At 69.8% G+C, this 16,299-nt stretch carries 19 protein-coding genes and 1 tRNA gene; 4 read left to right on the top strand and 16 right to left on the bottom strand.

The window, feature by feature from the left end; genetic code table 11:
* Positions 1-34: 34 nt before the first annotated feature.
* The 3 genes from ACIQBL_RS05825 (at position 35) to ACIQBL_RS05815 (ending at position 1,845) form a co-directional block, all read left to right on the top strand.
* On the top strand, positions 35-991 hold the full coding sequence (locus ACIQBL_RS05825; protein WP_401937266.1) for a glycine betaine ABC transporter substrate-binding protein: 957 nt from the start codon (positions 35-37) through the stop codon (positions 989-991).
* An 81-nt stretch (positions 992-1,072) separates the two neighbouring features.
* A complete protein-coding gene (locus ACIQBL_RS05820; protein ID WP_401937264.1) occupies positions 1,073-1,651 on the top strand; it encodes an ArsR/SmtB family transcription factor in 579 nt (192 codons plus the stop codon).
* A gap of 11 nt (positions 1,652-1,662) precedes the next feature.
* Entirely contained in the window at positions 1,663-1,845 is a 183-nt protein-coding gene (locus tag ACIQBL_RS05815; protein WP_401937263.1) for a hypothetical protein, read from the top strand.
* Here ACIQBL_RS05815 and ACIQBL_RS05810 read toward each other — a convergent pair.
* From ACIQBL_RS05810 to ACIQBL_RS05785, 6 genes are all read right to left on the bottom strand, one after another.
* On the bottom strand, positions 1,842-2,636 hold the full coding sequence (locus ACIQBL_RS05810) for a S16 family serine protease (RefSeq protein ID WP_401937261.1): 795 nt from the start codon (positions 2,634-2,636) through the stop codon (positions 1,842-1,844). The genes ACIQBL_RS05815 and ACIQBL_RS05810 overlap by 4 nt on opposite strands.
* A gap of 196 nt (positions 2,637-2,832) precedes the next feature.
* A complete protein-coding gene (locus ACIQBL_RS05805; protein WP_401937259.1) occupies positions 2,833-3,474 on the bottom strand; it encodes an IclR family transcriptional regulator in 642 nt (213 codons plus the stop codon).
* A 281-nt stretch (positions 3,475-3,755) separates the two neighbouring features.
* Entirely contained in the window at positions 3,756-5,576 is a 1,821-nt protein-coding gene (locus ACIQBL_RS05800) for a DEAD/DEAH box helicase (RefSeq protein WP_401937257.1), read from the bottom strand.
* Between the two features lie 177 nt (positions 5,577-5,753).
* Entirely contained in the window at positions 5,754-6,140 is a 387-nt protein-coding gene (locus tag ACIQBL_RS05795; RefSeq protein WP_401937254.1) for a type II toxin-antitoxin system death-on-curing family toxin, read from the bottom strand.
* Between the two features lie 2 nt (positions 6,141-6,142).
* A complete protein-coding gene (locus ACIQBL_RS05790) occupies positions 6,143-6,340 on the bottom strand; it encodes an Arc family DNA-binding protein (RefSeq protein ID WP_013003224.1) in 198 nt (65 codons plus the stop codon).
* Between the two features lie 47 nt (positions 6,341-6,387).
* On the bottom strand, positions 6,388-7,842 hold the full coding sequence (locus ACIQBL_RS05785; RefSeq protein ID WP_401937252.1) for an MFS transporter: 1,455 nt from the start codon (positions 7,840-7,842) through the stop codon (positions 6,388-6,390).
* 198 nt (positions 7,843-8,040) lie between these two features.
* Between ACIQBL_RS05785 and ACIQBL_RS05780 the strand changes: the two genes are divergently transcribed.
* Positions 8,041-8,115 (top strand) — tRNA-Cys (locus ACIQBL_RS05780).
* An 80-nt stretch (positions 8,116-8,195) separates the two neighbouring features.
* Here ACIQBL_RS05780 and ACIQBL_RS05775 read toward each other — a convergent pair.
* From ACIQBL_RS05775 to ACIQBL_RS05730, 10 genes are all read right to left on the bottom strand, one after another.
* Positions 8,196-9,470 (bottom strand): tyrosine-type recombinase/integrase, encoded by a 1,275-nt coding sequence (locus tag ACIQBL_RS05775; RefSeq protein ID WP_401937250.1) that lies wholly within the window; start codon positions 9,468-9,470, stop codon positions 8,196-8,198.
* Positions 9,471-9,546: 76 nt separating this feature from the next.
* A complete protein-coding gene (locus ACIQBL_RS05770; protein WP_401937249.1) occupies positions 9,547-9,780 on the bottom strand; it encodes a helix-turn-helix domain-containing protein in 234 nt (77 codons plus the stop codon).
* A 184-nt stretch (positions 9,781-9,964) separates the two neighbouring features.
* A complete protein-coding gene (locus ACIQBL_RS05765) occupies positions 9,965-11,110 on the bottom strand; it encodes a DUF3631 domain-containing protein (RefSeq protein WP_401937247.1) in 1,146 nt (381 codons plus the stop codon).
* Positions 11,107-11,463, bottom strand: coding sequence for a hypothetical protein (locus tag ACIQBL_RS05760; protein ID WP_401937245.1), 357 nt, complete (start codon positions 11,461-11,463; stop codon positions 11,107-11,109). Before ACIQBL_RS05760 ends, ACIQBL_RS05765 begins: the two co-directional genes overlap by 4 nt.
* Entirely contained in the window at positions 11,460-12,365 is a 906-nt protein-coding gene (locus tag ACIQBL_RS05755; RefSeq protein ID WP_401937243.1) for a bifunctional DNA primase/polymerase, read from the bottom strand. Before ACIQBL_RS05755 ends, ACIQBL_RS05760 begins: the two co-directional genes overlap by 4 nt.
* Positions 12,366-12,455: 90 nt before the next feature.
* Positions 12,456-12,746 carry a hypothetical protein gene (locus ACIQBL_RS05750; RefSeq protein WP_401937241.1) on the bottom strand — a complete coding sequence of 97 codons (291 nt, stop codon included), beginning with the start codon at positions 12,744-12,746 and terminating at the stop codon, positions 12,456-12,458.
* 8 nt (positions 12,747-12,754) lie between these two features.
* A complete protein-coding gene (locus tag ACIQBL_RS05745; protein ID WP_401937239.1) occupies positions 12,755-13,264 on the bottom strand; it encodes a hypothetical protein in 510 nt (169 codons plus the stop codon).
* Positions 13,265-13,471: 207 nt separating this feature from the next.
* Entirely contained in the window at positions 13,472-15,598 is a 2,127-nt protein-coding gene (locus ACIQBL_RS05740; protein ID WP_401937237.1) for an FtsK/SpoIIIE domain-containing protein, read from the bottom strand.
* 60 nt (positions 15,599-15,658) lie between these two features.
* Positions 15,659-15,961 (bottom strand): hypothetical protein, encoded by a 303-nt coding sequence (locus ACIQBL_RS05735; protein WP_401937235.1) that lies wholly within the window; start codon positions 15,959-15,961, stop codon positions 15,659-15,661.
* Positions 15,962-15,963: 2 nt separating this feature from the next.
* On the bottom strand, positions 15,964-16,281 hold the full coding sequence (locus tag ACIQBL_RS05730; protein WP_401937233.1) for a hypothetical protein: 318 nt from the start codon (positions 16,279-16,281) through the stop codon (positions 15,964-15,966).
* Positions 16,282-16,299: the final 18 nt, after the last annotated feature.

Here is a 16,299-nt window from a genome sequence, read left to right as displayed (position 1 = left end):
TGCCGCTGCGGCCACGGGGACGGGAGGCGGGCACGTGAAGCGGACCTGTCTGGTGACGGTCGGCGCGCTGATCGCCGTGTCCGGCTGCGGACTGACCAGCGGCTCCCCGATGGTCGACGACGTCGGCCCCGGCACGATCGGACGGGGCGAGCCCCTCAAGGGCGCCCATCTCACCGTCACCTCCAAGGAGTTCACCGAGCAGCTGATCCTCGGCGCGATGATGGGCATCGCCTTCCAGGCGGCCGGCGCGGACGTCCTCGACCGGACCGGCATCCAGGGTTCGATCGGCGCGCGGGAGGCCGTCAAGTCCGGTGACGCGGACGGGATGTACGAGTACACCGGCACCGCGTGGATCACCTACCTCGGCAACAGCAGGCCGATCACCGACCCGATGAAGCAGTGGCAGGCGGTCCGGGACGCGGACCTGAAGAACGGCCTGACCTGGCTGCCGCCCTCGGCCCTCAACAACACCTACGCCCTCGCCATGAACCAGGCCAACTTCAAGAAGTACGGCACGAAGACGCTCTCGGACGTGGCCGCGCTGACCAAGAAGGACCCGGGCGCGGTGTCGGTGTGCGTGGAGAGCGAGTTCGCCAACCGCGCGGACGGACTGCCGGGCATGGAGAAGGCGTACGGCATGGACATCCCGGCGAAGAACATCACGCAGATGGACACCGGGATCATCTACACCCAGGTGAAGAAGGGGAGTTGCACGTACGGCGAGGTCTTCACCACCGACGGGCGCATCAAGTCCATGAACCTCGCGGTGATGGCCGACGACAAGAAGTTCTTCCCCAACTACAACGCGGCGCCGGAGATCAACACGAAGGCCCTGAAGAAGTGGCCGGCGATCGCGGAGGTCCTCGACCCGGTCACGAAGAGGCTGAACAACACGGTGGCGCAGGCGCTGAACGCCAAGGTGGATGTCGACGGGGAGGATCCGCATCAGGTGGCGTTGGACTGGATGAAGGCGGAGGGGTTGGTCAAGTAACCCCGGGGGGCGGCGACTTGCCGAGCGGAAGTTGCAAAGAACCTCTTGCAACAACTTCTTTGCAACGCTATCTTTGTACGCATGCCGGAACAGCCCAACTTGCGAAAGCTCGACGCCCGCTCACTGCGTGGCATCGCGCATCCGCTGCGCATGCAGCTGCTGGACGCGCTGCGGCGCGGAGGTCCCGCCACCGCCTCCCAACTGGCCGCGAAGCTGGGCGAGTCCAGCGGAGCGACCAGCTATCACCTGCGCCAGCTCGCCGTTCACGGCTTCGTCGAAGACGCACCGGAACACGGGAAAGGGCGGGAACGCTGGTGGCGGGCGGTCGATCAGGGGCTGGTGTTCGACAGCGAGCACTTCAAGGACGCCGCCCCAGAAGTACGCGGTGCGGCTGAGCTGTTCCTGCACGAAGTCGCCAACACCCACACCCGCGAGCTGTCGACCTGGCTCGGCACCCGCGAGGACTGGCCGGACGACTGGTTCCGCTCCTCCGACATGAGCGACATGTCGCTACGGCTGACGCCCGATCTGGCCCGCGAGCTCATCGGCAAGATGCACGAACTGATCGACGGCTACCGGGACCTCGACCTCGACAAGGCCACCCCCGGTTCCGAGCAAGTGCGCATCCACACCCACCTGTTCCCCATCGAGACGGATTGAGAGGCACCACCATGAACGGCAACACCGCGCAGCTCGCCGCCTGCCACATCGCCGGCCTTCACGCCCAGGCCGACGCCCACCGCCTCGCCCTTGCCGCCAAGCCTCCGCGGGAACTCCGTACCCGCGTCGGCTGGACCCTCGTAGAACTGGGCCTGCGTCTCGCCGCGACCGCGCCGAAGCCCGCCGTCGCCTAGCAGTTCGGTACGGAACCCTTACCCGTCTCCAGCGCCTCCAGCGCACTCACCGCGCCCTTCAGCGAGGTCACCGGAACCAGTCGTAGGCCCTTGGGCAGTTCCGACTTGGCGTCCGTGCACTCGGCCTTCGGCACCAGGAACACCGTCGCACCGTCACGTCGCGCGGCCTGGGTCTTGAGGGCCACTCCCCCGACCGCGCCCACCGTGCCGTCGGTGCCGATCGTCCCCGTACCGGCGATGACGCGACCGCCCGTGAGGTCGCCCCCGTCGCCGTCGCCCTTCAGCTTGTCGATGATCCCCAGGGTGAACAGCAGCCCGGCGCTGGGGCCGCCGACATCCGCGAGCCTGAGCGTGACCTTCACCTTCTTGTCGCTGAGGTTCAGGTAGTTGAGCGCGGCGATCGTCGCGTCGTCCTGCGACTCCTGCATCTGTTCCGTGTTGTGCTGCTCGATCTCCTTGACGCTGTTGCCGCTCGGGTAGACCGAGTCGCGCGGCATGACCGCACGGTCGGTACGGAACCAGCTGTCGATCACATCGCTCAACGAGACACGCTGATCGGGTCCGGTCGCCTCGATCGTCGTCATGCGCAACTGACCGCTCGTCGTGCGCACCGGCGCCCCGGAGATCGTGATGACCGGGGTGCCCTTGTTCTCGCCGAGCACGTTCGCGGTCAGACCGGGCTGCGCCAGCGAGAACGGCAGCGGCGCGAAGCCCGCCGTGGCGAGCAGTGCCACGACGGGCAGGGCGCAGACGGCTACGGCCTGGGGGCGCGTGAGGCGAGAGAGGAGCACGGGATCAATCTAACGCGACGGTCACTTCCGGCCGGCGCCGGTCACCTCACGAACACGTCTCGCCGTGAGCGGAGCCACGAACGGAACTACGAACGGAACTGCGAACAGGACTACGAACAGGACTGCGGCCCGAACAGCGGACGGAACCACGAGCGGAGCCGTCGGTGGAACTGACGGTGAGCTGACGACGGAGCCGTCAGCGCAGCGCCTCCGCGACCTCGCGCGCCGCGTCCACGACCCTCGGCCCCACCCGCTCGGGCACCGCGTCGGCCAGCATCACGACGCCGACGCTCCCCTCGACCCCCGTGACCCCGAGCAGCGGTGCCGCGGCACCGCTCGCCCCCGCCTCCAACTCGCCCTGCGTCAAGGTGTACCCGGGCTCGTCCGCCACCCGGTGCCGGGCGGCGAGGATCGCCCGGCCCGCGGCTCCGCGGTCCAGGGGATGGCGGAAGCCGGCCCGGTAGGCCACGTGGTAGTCCGTCCAGGTCGGCTCGACCACCGCGACGGCGAGGGCGTCCGACCCGTCGACCAGGGTGAGATGAGCGGTCGCCCCGATGTCCTCGGCCAGCGACCGCAGCGCGGGCAGCGCTGCCTCCCGTACCAGCGGATGCACTTGGCGGCCGAGCCGCAGCACCCCGAGCCCGACCCGGGCCCGGCCGCCCAGATCACGGCGTACGAGTGCGTGCTGTTCGAGTGTCGCCAGCAACCGGTACACGACGGTCCGGTTGACGCCCAGTTTGTTGGATAGCTCGGTGACGGTCAGCCCGTGGTCCGTATCGGCCAGCAGTTTGAGGACGCGCAGTCCCCGGTCGAGCGTCTGAGAGGTCTCCGCGGTCACGACGCCCACTCCTTAGGTGGTGAGGTCGGCGGCCCCCTCGCGGCGGTTGCGTCACCGAGTCCCGTCAGTGACGCGCTTCAGAGGCCGCCGATCGGCAGGACGGCTCGGTGAGTCCGGGCCCAGTCGCTTCACGGCTGCGCTCCGCGGCGGCGCTGCCACGGGGCGTGTGCGTAGCGGGACAGTAGCGAAGGCGGTTCGCTGAGCGGAAGTCTCCGTCCAGAATCCGGTCACCGACTGGTATGGACCGGTCCATTTGATGCCGATATGCCCCGACCTGGGGATCACTTCATGCGGGTGGCCCACTCCTGGACCTTGGCGATGCGCTGCCGCAGCTGCCCGGCCGTGGCCTCGGCGCTCGGCGGGCCGCCACAGGTGCGGCGCAGCTCGGTGTGGATGACGCCGTGCGGTTTGCCGGTCTGGTGGACGTACGCGGAGACCATGGTGTTGAGCGACTTCCGCAGCTCCATCATCTCCTTGTGGGAGACGACGGGCCGCCGTTCGGCGGGCAGTTCCAGCAGGTCGGCCTGGTCGTCCGGCTTCTTGCGGCTGTGCGCGATCTGCCGGGCCTGCCGCTTCTGGAGCAGCATCTGCACCTGGTCGGGTTCGAGGAGCCCGGGGATGCCGAGGTAGTCCTGCTCCTCCTCGCTCCCCGGGTGCGCCTGCATGCCGAACTCGGCGCCGTCGTAGAGGACCCGGTCGAAGACGGCCTCGGACTCCAGGGCCTCGAAGGCGAACTGCTCCTGCTCGCCGGTGTCCTCGTCCTGCTCCTTGTTCGCCTCGTCCATCTCCTTCTCGGACTCGGCGTACGGGTCCTCCTCGCCCTCCTTCTTCGGCTTGTCGAGGGCGTGGTCGCGCTCGACCTCCATCTCGTTGGCGAAGGTGAGGAGGTCGGGGACGGTGGGAAGGAAGACGGAGGCGGTCTCGCCCCGGCGCCGGGACCGCACGAAACGCCCGACGGCCTGGGCGAAGAAGAGGGGGGTGGAGATGGTGGTGGCGTACACCCCGACGGCGAGCCGGGGCACGTCGACGCCCTCGGACACCATCCGCACGGCGACCATCCACCGGTCGTTGCTCGCCGCGAAGTCGTCGATGCGCTGGGAGGCACCGGTGTCGTCCGACAGGACGACGGTCGCCTTGGAGCCGGTGATCTCGCGGATCAGCTTGGCGTAGGCGCGCGCGGAGTCCTGGTCGGTGGCGATGACGAGCGCGCCGGCGTCCGGGATGCCCTTCCTGACCTCGGTGAGCCGCTGGTCGGCGGCGCGCAGCACGCTCGGCATCCACTCACCGCGCGCGTCCAGCGCCGTACGCCAGGCCTGGCTGATCGCGTCCTTGGTCATGGGCTCGCCGAGCCGCGCGGCGATCTCGTCGCCCGCCTTGGTCCGCCACCGCATGTTGCCGCTGTAGGAGAGGAAGATGACGGGCCGCACGACTCCGTCGCTGAGCGCGGAGCCGTAACCGTAGGTGTAGTCGGCGGACGACCGCCGGATCCCGTCGTTCCCTTCCTCGTACGTCACGAAGGGAATGGGATTGGTGTCGGACCGGAACGGCGTACCGGTCAGCGCGAGCCGCCGGGTGGCCGGCTCGAACGCCTCCAGACACGCCTCGCCCCACGACTTCGAGTCACCGGCATGGTGGATCTCGTCAAGAATGACCAGCGTCTTGCGCTGCTCGACGCGGTTGCGGTGCAGCATGGGCCGCACGCCGACACCGGCGTAGGTGACGGCGACACCGTCGTAGTCCTTGCCGAGCGGCCCCGCGCTGTACTCCGGGTCGAGCTTGATCCCTATGCGCGCGGCGGCTTCCGCCCACTGCTTCTTCAGGTGCTCGGTCGGCGCCACCACGGTCACCTGCTGCACGACATGGTGGTGCAGCAGCCAGGAGGCGAGGGTGAGCGCGAAGGTCGTCTTGCCGGCCCCGGGGGTCGCGACCGCGAGGAAGTCCCGCGGCTGCTCCTGGACATACCTCTCCATCGCCCCTTGCTGCCAGGCCCGCAGCTTGCTCGCGGTGCCCCAGGGGGCGCGGCCGGGGAAGGCCGGGGAGAGGTGGTGGGAGGACGTCCCGGAAGGGGCGGCTGAGGCGGAGGAGGCGGCGGTGGTAGTCACGGTCTCCGTTTGTTCGGTCGGGCGGCTCGGCTATGTCTGGTGCAGCTGTTACGTCTATGTCTGCTGCAGCTGTTACGTCGGCTACGTGGGCTACGTATGACAACCGGGCCACCCTACCGGCGGGCCGGTGGTGTCAACGTGCGGACGACGCCGGGGTGGCGGGGGATGGGACTGAGGTCACATCGCCTCGTACAGAGCCCGCAAACGCAGGGCGATCAGCCCTGCGTCCTCCAAACTGCCCGCCGCCACTTCGATGACGAGTTTGTACGCCTCATCCTGATCGACGCCCAGCATCTCCGTACCGTTGAAGTCGAGGAAGACGACTGTGGACATCCACGCCATGCGCTTGTTGCCGTCCACCAGGGGATGGTTTACGGCAAGCGACTGGAGTAGCGCCGCGGCCTTCTCGAAGAGGTCCGTGTACGCCTCGACGCCGAACATCTGAGACTGGGGACGGTGGACGGCCGAACTGAGCAGTCCCAGGTCACGAACGGCAACCTGGGTCCGCTCCCCGCAAGCCAGCTCCGCCAGGTCCAGGACCTCCTGGACCGTGAGGTACTTCACTCCTACTCCCCCAGCCTCCGCAGCAGGTCAGCGTGGCCTGCCGCGTACTTGGCCCCGAGCCGACGAACCGTAGCCCGGTCCGCCTCCTGCTCCAGATATCGGTCGATCGCCTGAAGCACTATGGCGTGCATGCTGCGCCCCTCCTCCTCGGCACGCAGCTTGAGCGCCTCCTGCTGGTCGTCGCGCAGACGAAGGTTCATAGCCATACCACGACGGTACCACCCATGGGGTCACTATGGTACCGAGATCAAGTGGCCCGCACCCGAGTACTCACCCACGCCCCCACCAACGCCACCCCCGCCATAGGCACGAACACGGCGGCGAACGCCCCCGGATGCGCCCCGCCACTCCCCGAGCCGACGGCATGCCCCACCGTGCCCCCACCCAGCGCACCGAACGCGGCCCCGCCGACGGAGAGCAGAACGACGTTGGACAGCCCGTCGGAGATCTGCAGCGCGGCGGAGTTGGAGCCGGCCTCTTCCGGCGCGGAGAGCTGAAGCAGCAGCACACTGGTGGAGGAGATCACCAGCCCCATCCCGAAACACCCGAACCCCCACGCGACGGCGACGATCCACACGGGCACGGCATGGATGAGGACACTCGGCGCCCCGGCGACGGCGGCGGCCACCAGCACCATCCCCACCGTCATCAACCGCTCCCGGTACGGCTCCACCCGCGCCCGCGCCTGCACCCACGACCCGAGCGCCCATGTCCCGCCCCCCGCCGCGAGCGAGAACCCGGCCAAGGTCGGCGACAGCCCCCGCTGGGTCACCAACATCAACGGCACGAAGGACTCGGCCGAGATGAACGACCCGGCGGCCACCCCGCGCAGCAGCACGACCGAGGGCAGCCCCCGCGCCGCCCGGTACGTCCCGCGCGGCAACAGCCCGAGCACGGCGGGCACGAGCAGGGCGACGCCCGCGGCGGCAGGGAGTACGGAGAACCACGTCAGATCCTGAGCGGCGTACTGAAAGAGCCCGGCACCGAGCGAGATCCCGAGGGCGAGCCGGATACGCCGCCGGTCGAACGACCCGGACGACTGCCGCCCCTGCCCGGACACGGGCCCGGCGGCCCGGCGCCGTATCTGCGGCAGGGCGAGCGCGAGCGGAAAGACGACAAGCACCGGAATCCCGAGGAACACCCAGCGCCATCCCAGGTGTTCGGTCACCGCCCCGGAGGCAAGCGGCCCGACGACGGACGGCACGACCCAGCTCGCGGCGAACGCGGCCATGATGGCGGGCCGCAACCGCTCGGGGTAGGCCCGCCCGACGACGACGTACAGAGCGACGATGACCAGCCCGCCCCCGAGCCCCTGCACGGCCCGCCCGACGATGAACACCCACATGACCTGAGCGGTCCCGGCCACGACCAGCCCGGCGGCGAACGCCCCGATCCCGGTGGTCAACGCCCCGAGCGGCCCCCGCCGATCCGACCACTGCCCGGCGAACACCATCCCGAACAAGCTGGTGGTGAAGTACCCGGAGAAGGCGAACGCGTACAACGCCACTCCGCCCAGCTCCCGAGCGGCGACGGGCATGGCCGTTCCAACGGCGGTGGCCTCAAAGGCGATCAGCAGAACCACGGACACGATCCCGACACTGAGCGCCCGGTGCGACCGCCCCAACACGGTGTCGCCACACTCGTCGGCCAGGTCAGGGGCGGTGTCCGTGACGCCGGTGTCACGAGGTTCGAGGACGGTCATGGAGGCCAGCGTAAGGCCCATATACCGGGTTGACCCCTGTCGGAGGTCCGTCCACCTCTGAGACCTTGGTCGTACGACCAGGGCGACGGGGGGGGTAGCGCTCCGCGTTCGTGAACGGCGTATGGCAGTCCCGTTGCATCACCCCCGGCCCCCTTGTTCCGAGCCATCGCCCGGCCCTACGGTCAACTCACCAAACACGGCCGTGTGCCCGAGTGGTTCAGGGACTCGCCTGCAAAGCGAGTTACGCGGGTTCGATTCCCGCCACGGCCTCCAAGCGCCTTGACCAGGCAAAACGAAACGGCGGCACCCCAGAGGGGGTACCGCCGTTTTGGCCGTTCGTCTCAGTTCCCGTCTCAGTTCGCCGGTACGAGAGCGCCGACCGTGCCGTCGTCATCGTCCGGCCGTTCCGTCTCGGGTTTCCAGATCAGACCGTCGACCTGTCGCGCCACGTCGGCGCGTACCGCGTCCACCATGTGCTGGTACCGCGCGGCCATGGCGGTGGTCGACCATCCCATGAGGCCCATGACGGCGCGCTCAGGTACCCCGAGGATGAGCAGAACCGTGGCGGCCGTGTGACGAGCATCGTGCAGACGCCCGTCCCGGATGTTCGCCTCTGACAGCAGATCCTTCCACTCGGTCCAGTCCCTCCGGTGGGAGGGACTGCGTCCGTGCTTGTCAGGGAACACCCAGCCGCCTTCCACCCAGTACTTTCCGGCTTCCTGCTTCTCCGCCTCTTGGGCCTTGCGGTGTGCCCGCAGTAGGTCGACGAGTTGTTCCGGGAGACCGACCGCGCGACGGCCGGCGCGCGACTTGGTGGTCGACGTCTCCGGGTTCTTGCGGCGCTTCTCCGGGCAGTACCCGGCCTTGCGTCCGCAGGGTTCCGCGCATCCGTGCGCGAACTGTGGCCGGTGCCGACTACGGCGGACCATCAGGAACCCGCCGTCAAGGTCTACGTCGTCCCACTTCAGGCCCAGCACTTCCCCCTGACGTAGTCCGAGGGCGAGCGCCACAGCCCAGCGTGCAGAGTTACGGTGCAGGTCAGCGGCCTTGAGCAAACGCTGCACCTCTTGCACACTGTAGGGCTCCACCTCGTACTCACCCACCTTCGGAGCCTTGGCCAACAGGACCGGGTTCTTCCCGAGATGGCCGCGCCGCACCGCCTCATTGAGCGCGGCGCGGAACGTGCGGTGGACCTGGTGAGCAGTCGCGGGCTTCCTGCCGCTGGCCTGCATCTTCGCGTAGAACACCTCGATGTGTTCGGGCTTGAGCCTGTCGAGCCGGTGAGCGCCCAGGCCAGGGATGAGGTGCTTCCGCACGGCCACGCCGTACCCGACCATCGTGTTGTCGTTGACCGCTAGGGGCGCCACGTTCTCGATCCAGTGCGTCAGCCACGCCTTGACCGTCCAGGGCTTGCCGGGCTTGCGCACGGTCTTGGCGTCGCGCTGCTTCTCCAACTCCCGTACGGCTTCGGTGACTTCCGGGCGGGTCTTGCGCTCGACATGGCGACGATCCGGGGTGCCGTCGTCACGTACGCCTACGGTGACGCGACCGTGCCATTTCCCGTCGTTGCCCTGGTAGATGGACGATCGGCCGTTGGACTGTCGGGTGCGCTTCTTCTCTTCCGCCACAGCGGACTCCTTCAGGTCAGGGTGAAACAGCCGGAGCACCACCCCGTGGTGGGGTGGTGCTCCGGTGAGGGATGCTTCAGGCCGCGCGCTGTTCGACGCGTCGGCGGGCGAGATAGGCGGCCGGGGCGTCGGCGGGAACTCGCCGGAGTCCACCGACCATCAGGGACTCCAGCGCTCCGGTGCGAATGAGGGCGAAGCAGGTGGTTCGGCCGATACGGAGGCACTTGGCAGCCTCTTTGACGGTCAGGAGAACGGGGACCGGGGTGTCGACCTCAACAAGCCGGACGGTGTCCACACTGGCGATGCTCATGCGGGATCTCCCTGAGACAGAAGGAGGGTGCTCGGGGGGGCTCTGAGGGGCGCTACTTCCGCTACCGCCGCTACCGCGCAGGTCAGGGGCCTGTTCGAGGTAGCGGGAAGGGGTAGCGGTAGCGGATGGGTAGCGGGGAGGTAGCGGCAACCAGGGCGGGTTGCCGCTACCTCGTTATCGCTGGTCAGGCCGCGTTTCCCATGCCGGGTAGCGGCGGTAGCGGACTTTCCGGGGGTGGGGGGCAGTAGCGGGCCCACGCGTCCCAGAGATCGGCGGCGTAGTAGCCCTTAAGGACGCTCCCGGCGGTCTTGATGTTGCGGGAGGCGATCGGCTCGTTGTCGCCGGTCATGTACTCCGAGAGCGTCTTCGACAGGCGCCGGTTGTCGAGCGGTTTGCCCTGGAGATCGGCCCACGGGGCGTCATCAAGGGCGTTGAGCCGGTCGAGGATGGCGATGGTGGGCAGGCGGTCGATGCCGACCATGACGTGATCGCGCAGGTCGGTCAGCAGCCGGACGCCAAGACTGCCCTTGTCGTTGGACTGGGACGCCGTCACCAGCGTCACGCACGCCTCGCGTGCCCGGTCGGGCCAGTCACCGCCGACCGCGTCCGCGATGGCGAGCAGAGGTTCCCACACGTCCGCCGGCCGGTCGGTGACGCCATCCGGCATGTCCGGCCACGCACCCATGACGAACCCCCGGGCATGTTCGGCCCATTGTGCGAGGCGGTCACGGAGCTTGTGCCCCTCCGCTTCGTGCAGGCGCGCCCGGAAGGCTTCCACCTTCTCGTTGCGGGCCCGCCGGCGCATGCGGATGATGACGGACCGGGTCATGATCGTGTCCGGCAGTGAGCCAAGTCCGGCGACCGCGACCCCGCAGTACGAGGGGAACGCCTGGACGGTCTGGTTGCCGCCATCTCCGATGCACCGATAGGTGACCCCGGTCCGGCGGTGTCCGGCATTGAGGAACCCGCGCAATTCCTCGTTGTCGCCGGCCTTGGGTCCGAAGACCGTGTCGATCTCGTCGAACAGGATCGTGGGCCGCCCGTTGGGGTTGGACACGGAGCGGAACAGGGCGGCGGCGGACGCGTTGACGGCCGTCATCGGTGCGGGAACGAGGGTTTCCACGACTTCCAGGGCCCGCGACTTCCCCGACCCCGGCTCCGGGGAGAGGAACGCCAGGCGGGGTGTGGAGTCGAAGCAGTCGAGCAGGTGAGCGTGTGCGTCCCACAGGGCGACGGCGACGTAGGCGGCTTCGGTGGGGAAGACGTTGAAGCGGCGGTGGAAGGCTTCCACCTCGTCCAACAGTGCGGCCCCGTCGATGGGTTGGGTCATGCGGCGGCCCTTCCTTCCTGGGGGGTGCGGAGCGGGCAGGTGTCGCGGTGGGCGGTGTGGTCGGCGATGAGCGCGTGGACGCGGGCATGGCCCACGGCGCTGCGGTCCCTGCCGCACAGGCACGTCGACCGGGCGGTCGGGGTGGCGCCGCGCGGGGCGTTGATGTGCAGCCACGCGATGGGGTACCGGCCGTCTCCGCGTGGCGGGTCAGGGCGAACAGCGGTGGGGACGCCTTCGGCGACGCCCTGCGGGGCGCCCAAGTCCGCCTGTGGCGGGGTGAGTTCGGCGGGGCGGGGGCCGGTCGGGGTGGTGGTTGTGCCTTTACCTGCGGGGCGGGGTCGGGGGGTGGTCATGCCGTTTCCCGGGGCCAGGCTGTGCGGATGGAGTAGTCCAGGGCCTTGCGGATGGTGTTGCGGCACTCGGCCGGCGAGAGTCCCGCCGACTCGCCCCCGCAGGTAAAGGCCGCTTCTACGGTGGTGCGGTCGAGGTCTCCCCAGGCCACGAACCGGCCTACGGCCCGTACGGCGCGCAGGAGTTCGGCCTGGCGTCCGCCCTGGGGCGTGGTCGCCACGGCGGTTACTTCGCGTTCCAGGGCCGTTGCCGCGTACCGGCCGGTGTCGCGGGCCGGTGTGGGCATGACAGGGGGTGTGGCGGGCTTCTGTGGGGCCGTCAGAGCCTTTTGGAGCCATTCGGGAAGGTTTGTAACGGGTGTGTCGTCCAGGACCGTGTACGGGCCGTGTGGCGTCTCGCTGCCGGGGGCGACCACCTGTCCGCCCCACGCGCGGGTGTCGATGTGGTGGGCGAGCGTGCCCGTGGTGTTGGCGAACCGGGCGGTGGGCGGGGCGGTGAAGTACAGGTGCTGTCCGCCGCTGGGGGTCCGGATGCGGCGGGTGGCGGGGACGGCTTGCCCGGCGCGCTCGCAGAGCGCCAGGAAGTTCGTCGCGCCGTCAGGCGTGCCCTCATCGTCTGTGGGTTTGAGGGTGTCGAGGTCGACGACGAGCAGGCCGGCGGGTCCGGTGGCGATGCCGACGTTGAAGGGGCCCGCACTCCAGCAGCGTTCGATGCGGGCGGGGTCGGTGGTGGCCCGCTGCTCGAACGTGCGGTGTCCGCCGGCGCAGTCGCCGGTACGGGGGCAGCGGCGCTCTCCGTGCAGGGCGGGGACCTTGCTGCGGGGACGGAGCGGGATGACGGGCCAGCCGCGTTCGGCGGCTTTCAGGGCCGCGCGCAGCAGCGCGGATCGGGCGTGGTGGGTCATGCTGGATGCCTCCAACAGGTCTGTTGTGGACTGGCTGGACAGGGGCGGCCCCGGATCTTTGGCGAGACGAGGGGGCCGCCCTTGGCACAGCTAGAAGGGCGGTTCGCTGCTGTAGCCGTCGCGGCCCCACGGGTCACGGCCGTGACGGCGGAGACGCAGCAGGCGGGGACGTCGCGGCAGGGGCAGCAGGCGCCAGCGGTGGTTCTCGTTCCAGCACCCGCAGGGCTCCCAGTCGCTTCCGGCGTACTCGCCGTCGTCGTCGCCGTAGGGGTGCTCGATGCCGCCGTCGCCCTCGCAGTTGAGGCAGTCGGGGCGGGGCGTGTCCATCAGGGCCAGTACCCGGCGGGGGTAGCCGATGACCTGAAGTCGCAGTCGCATCACAGGTGCTCCTACCGGTTGCGGTGGTCGTTGTGGGTGCGGGCGATGAGTCCGCGTGTGTGGGTGGTGGTGTGTTCCTGCCGGATCGGGCCGGTGTAGTGGTGGTGGTGCGTGTCGGGGGCGGCCTCACCCGCGCTGCGGATCAGGCGGGCGATGGCGAGGATGGGCACGGCGATCGCGGCGGGGGCGGCGCAGATCATGCCGATCACGGTGGGGTCGGCGTGCCGGGAGGCGATGAGCACGCCGATCGCGATGAGTCCGGGCGGCACGGTGGACAGTCCGGCGGTGAGCATGAGCCGGGAGGCGTCGACGGCGCGCTGGGACATGGGCGGGGTGCCGGGCTGGGTGACCGGGGGTGTGCTGCCGTAGGCGGGGAGGGGGCTGGGGTCGCGGTAGGAAGTCGGCGTCTCGGGCACGGGCCGGTAGGCGTCGGCGATGATCCGCGCGGCCTCAACGGCCGCTTCGTCGTCGGTCATCGCGGTGTCGGTCCGGCGGTGGCCGGGGGTGGTGTCGGGGTGCATGCGGAATCCCTTCCGAACACGGGTTGGGGAGGCGGACACACCCCCTTGCGGGGGTGCTGTGGAGGGGGTTTTCAGGGGCTGGCCTGGGGTGCCTCCCCGCCTCCCCGGAACGATGTTTCCGCTGATCAACGCGGGGGAGGCGGGGCGGGGAGGCGGTTGGGGAGTTCTCCCCGCCTCCCCGGCGCGGGAGGGTTCGCCTCCCCGCGATCAGGAGGCGGAAGCGGAAGCGTCTGTGTCGCGCTCTTGGAGGGCGGCGGTGATGTCGTCGCGGCGCACGACCATCCGCCCGTGCGACTTGTAGGCCTCGATGCCGTAGGACTCCAGCACGCGGCTGAGGTCACCGAACGACCAGGCGCCGTAGGCGTCCTCGCTCAGCGCGGACAGCCGCTTGATGATGTCCTGCGTGAACGCGCGCTTCCCGTCGCCGGCCACCGCGTCGATGTCGGCGAGCGGGTCACGCGTCTCGCCCCGGTCGACGGCGCGCAGGGTGGTGACTCCGTCGCGCAGGGCCTTGGCGCGGTCGGTGATGGCGTCGGCTCCGGCGTCGTCGATGAAGTGGGTGCGGACCGTGAGGGAGGACTGTCCCTTGGGGATGGCGATCCCGTCGGAGGCGACGACGAGGGTTCCCTTGTCGAGGCCCTGGCGGAGCAGGTGCGGGGCGGCGCCGCCGTTGACGGCCTTCTCCCCGAGTGCCATGACGGCCTGCGATTCGGTGCCCAGGGCGAGCGAGGCGCGGGTGTGGGCGCCCTCGCGGACCAGTTTGGGGAGGTTCTGGTCGGTGGGGTCCTGGGTGCCTTCCCACATCAGCACGTCGACCACACGGCCCTGGTTGTGGACCTTGCGCACGGCCATGAAGTAGCGGGAGGTGGCCTTGGAGCCGCCGTAGGGGCGCTTCTCGTCGTCCTTGGCCGGGCACATGAACGCCACCTGCGCCTCGTCGACGATGCCGATCAGCGGCTCGAACACTGTGGAGGGGTCGCGGCGGCGCTGTTCCAGGCGCTGTTCCATCTCCTCGACCAGGCCCTCGACCATCTCGGTCGCCGCGATCACGTCCTCGTCGGTCGGGCCCTGGATCAGGATGGTTGCCAGGCCCTCGAACATGGCCCAGTCCCCGGCACCCTTCAGGTCGGCGATCCGGAACTCGACACTCTTGTCGAGCGCGGCCCACAGAGCCAGCGCCCGCAGGGCGGCGGTCTTGCCCTGGTTGGACAGACCGGTGATGAGCAGGTGGCGCTGATACAGCGACAGCGCGGCCCCGTCCCCGCGCAGATCCTGCCCCCACGGGGCCTTGCCCTTCCTGTAGTCGGCGGTCATCGTCTCGTCGGTGACCAGCGGCGACGGCCCGATCGGCTCGTCGAGCGCCCCGGAGTCGGCGACCCACAGGCGGACGGTGCGGGCGGCTTCGGGGATGGTGATGAACACCTCGTGCTCGTGCCGGGTCAGGTTCTCGGCAAGCTTGCGGCGGCGCTGCTGCACCTCGTTCGTCGACACCCCGGAGGGCAGGGTCACGTCGACCTCGACCCCGCATCCGGCGATCCGGATCGGACCGAGCATGGACGCGCCGGCGTCGCCCATGTCCTTGATGGCGTTGCGCAGCGCGGGTACGCCGAGGTCGCGCAGGGCCTTGACGACGATGGACGGGGTGATCGGCTCCCCCTCACCCGTGCGGACGTTGGCCGGGAGTGCCCACTGGGGTGCGGCCTGTTGCTTGCTGCCCACGCTCCACAGGGCCAGCAGGGCGAACAGGGGACCGAGGACGATCGCGGTGGGCCAGACGACCTGGACGATCCGGATCAGGGTGGCGATGAACTCGATCGTGGCTTTCAGCGGGGTGATGACGTCGCGGATGTCGTGGTTGTTGAGGGCCATCACGATCCCGAGTGCGACCAGCGCCCCGACGCTCATGGCGGCGCCGACCCCGACGCCCTTGGCCGCCTCCACGGGGGAGTGGAGGAGGTCCATGCGGCGGTGGTGGCGGGCCTGGCGGAAGCGCGTGAGCCGCTCCTCCCACTCCTCCGCCGCTTCCAGGTTCCCCGCGACCTCGGCGGCGCGGATCATGCGTTCGTAGCGGGCGCCGGTCTTGCCGTCCCAGGTGCGGCGGGCCACGATCCGCCCGCCGTTGAAGGTGTAGAGGCTGTGCCGGGCCACCGCGCGGGCAGCGGAGCGGGTGGTCTCGTGGGCGGCAGCGGTCTTCACGGCCCGCCCGGAACGCACCCACAACGGGACCAGGGGCGTCGGCGGCGCGTCGGGGACCACGGTCAGGACCGTGGGCGTGACCTCCGGCTCAGCACCGGTGGGCGGGGTTTTGACGAGGTGTACGACGTTCTCGGACATGCGGGAATGGCTCCTGACTGCCCTGTGTGGGGGCGGGAGTTCGGGGAAAGGCGCGGGGGGTCAGCGCTGGTGGAGGGCGCGGTTCTCGGCACGGCTGAGCTGGGACGGCTGGGTGCGGGGGCCGTCGAGCCAGCAGAACGGGCGGATCGTGTCGGCGGCCTTGAACACGCGGATCGCCGCACCCTCGGGGGCGCCGGGCAGGGGGTGGACGCGGCCCCCTTTCAGGGAGGCGAGGATGCGGGCGCCGTGGTGCTCGCATCCGTCCGCGCCGGCGCCCGCCGTGTCCCGCACGGTCACGGCGGGCGGGCCGTCACAGGGGGTGGGGTCCTGCGGGTGGGCGGCGGGGCAACGCTGCCGGTCCACGCTCACCACCACCCCGATGCCTTCTTCGCGGCCTTTTCGCGGGCCGCTTCGGTGATCAGGCGCTGCTTCTCGCCGTGCAGGGCGGTCAGCTCCGCGTTCAGCCGGGCCGTGACCGAGGACTCGATGGAGTCCATCCGGCTCTCGGCTCCGCCCGTGCTGCGCCCCTGGTGGACGCTGCGGGCACCACTGGCCAGCGCACGCGTCATCGAGAGACGCTCACGGCCGGTCAGCGGCCACCACTCGCCGCGCCGCACTGCTTCCAGCTTGTTCGCGGTCTTCTGGATCTCTCGGTCCAGGCGGCGGATCTCGGACTTGGACACGGTCAACTCGCCTTCGGG

Source organism: Streptomyces sp. NPDC088350 (assembly GCF_044753545.1).
In the GTDB taxonomy this organism is placed as follows: Bacteria; Actinomycetota; Actinomycetes; order Streptomycetales; family Streptomycetaceae; genus Streptomyces.
This window is presented reverse-complemented; position numbering and strand designations above follow the sequence as displayed.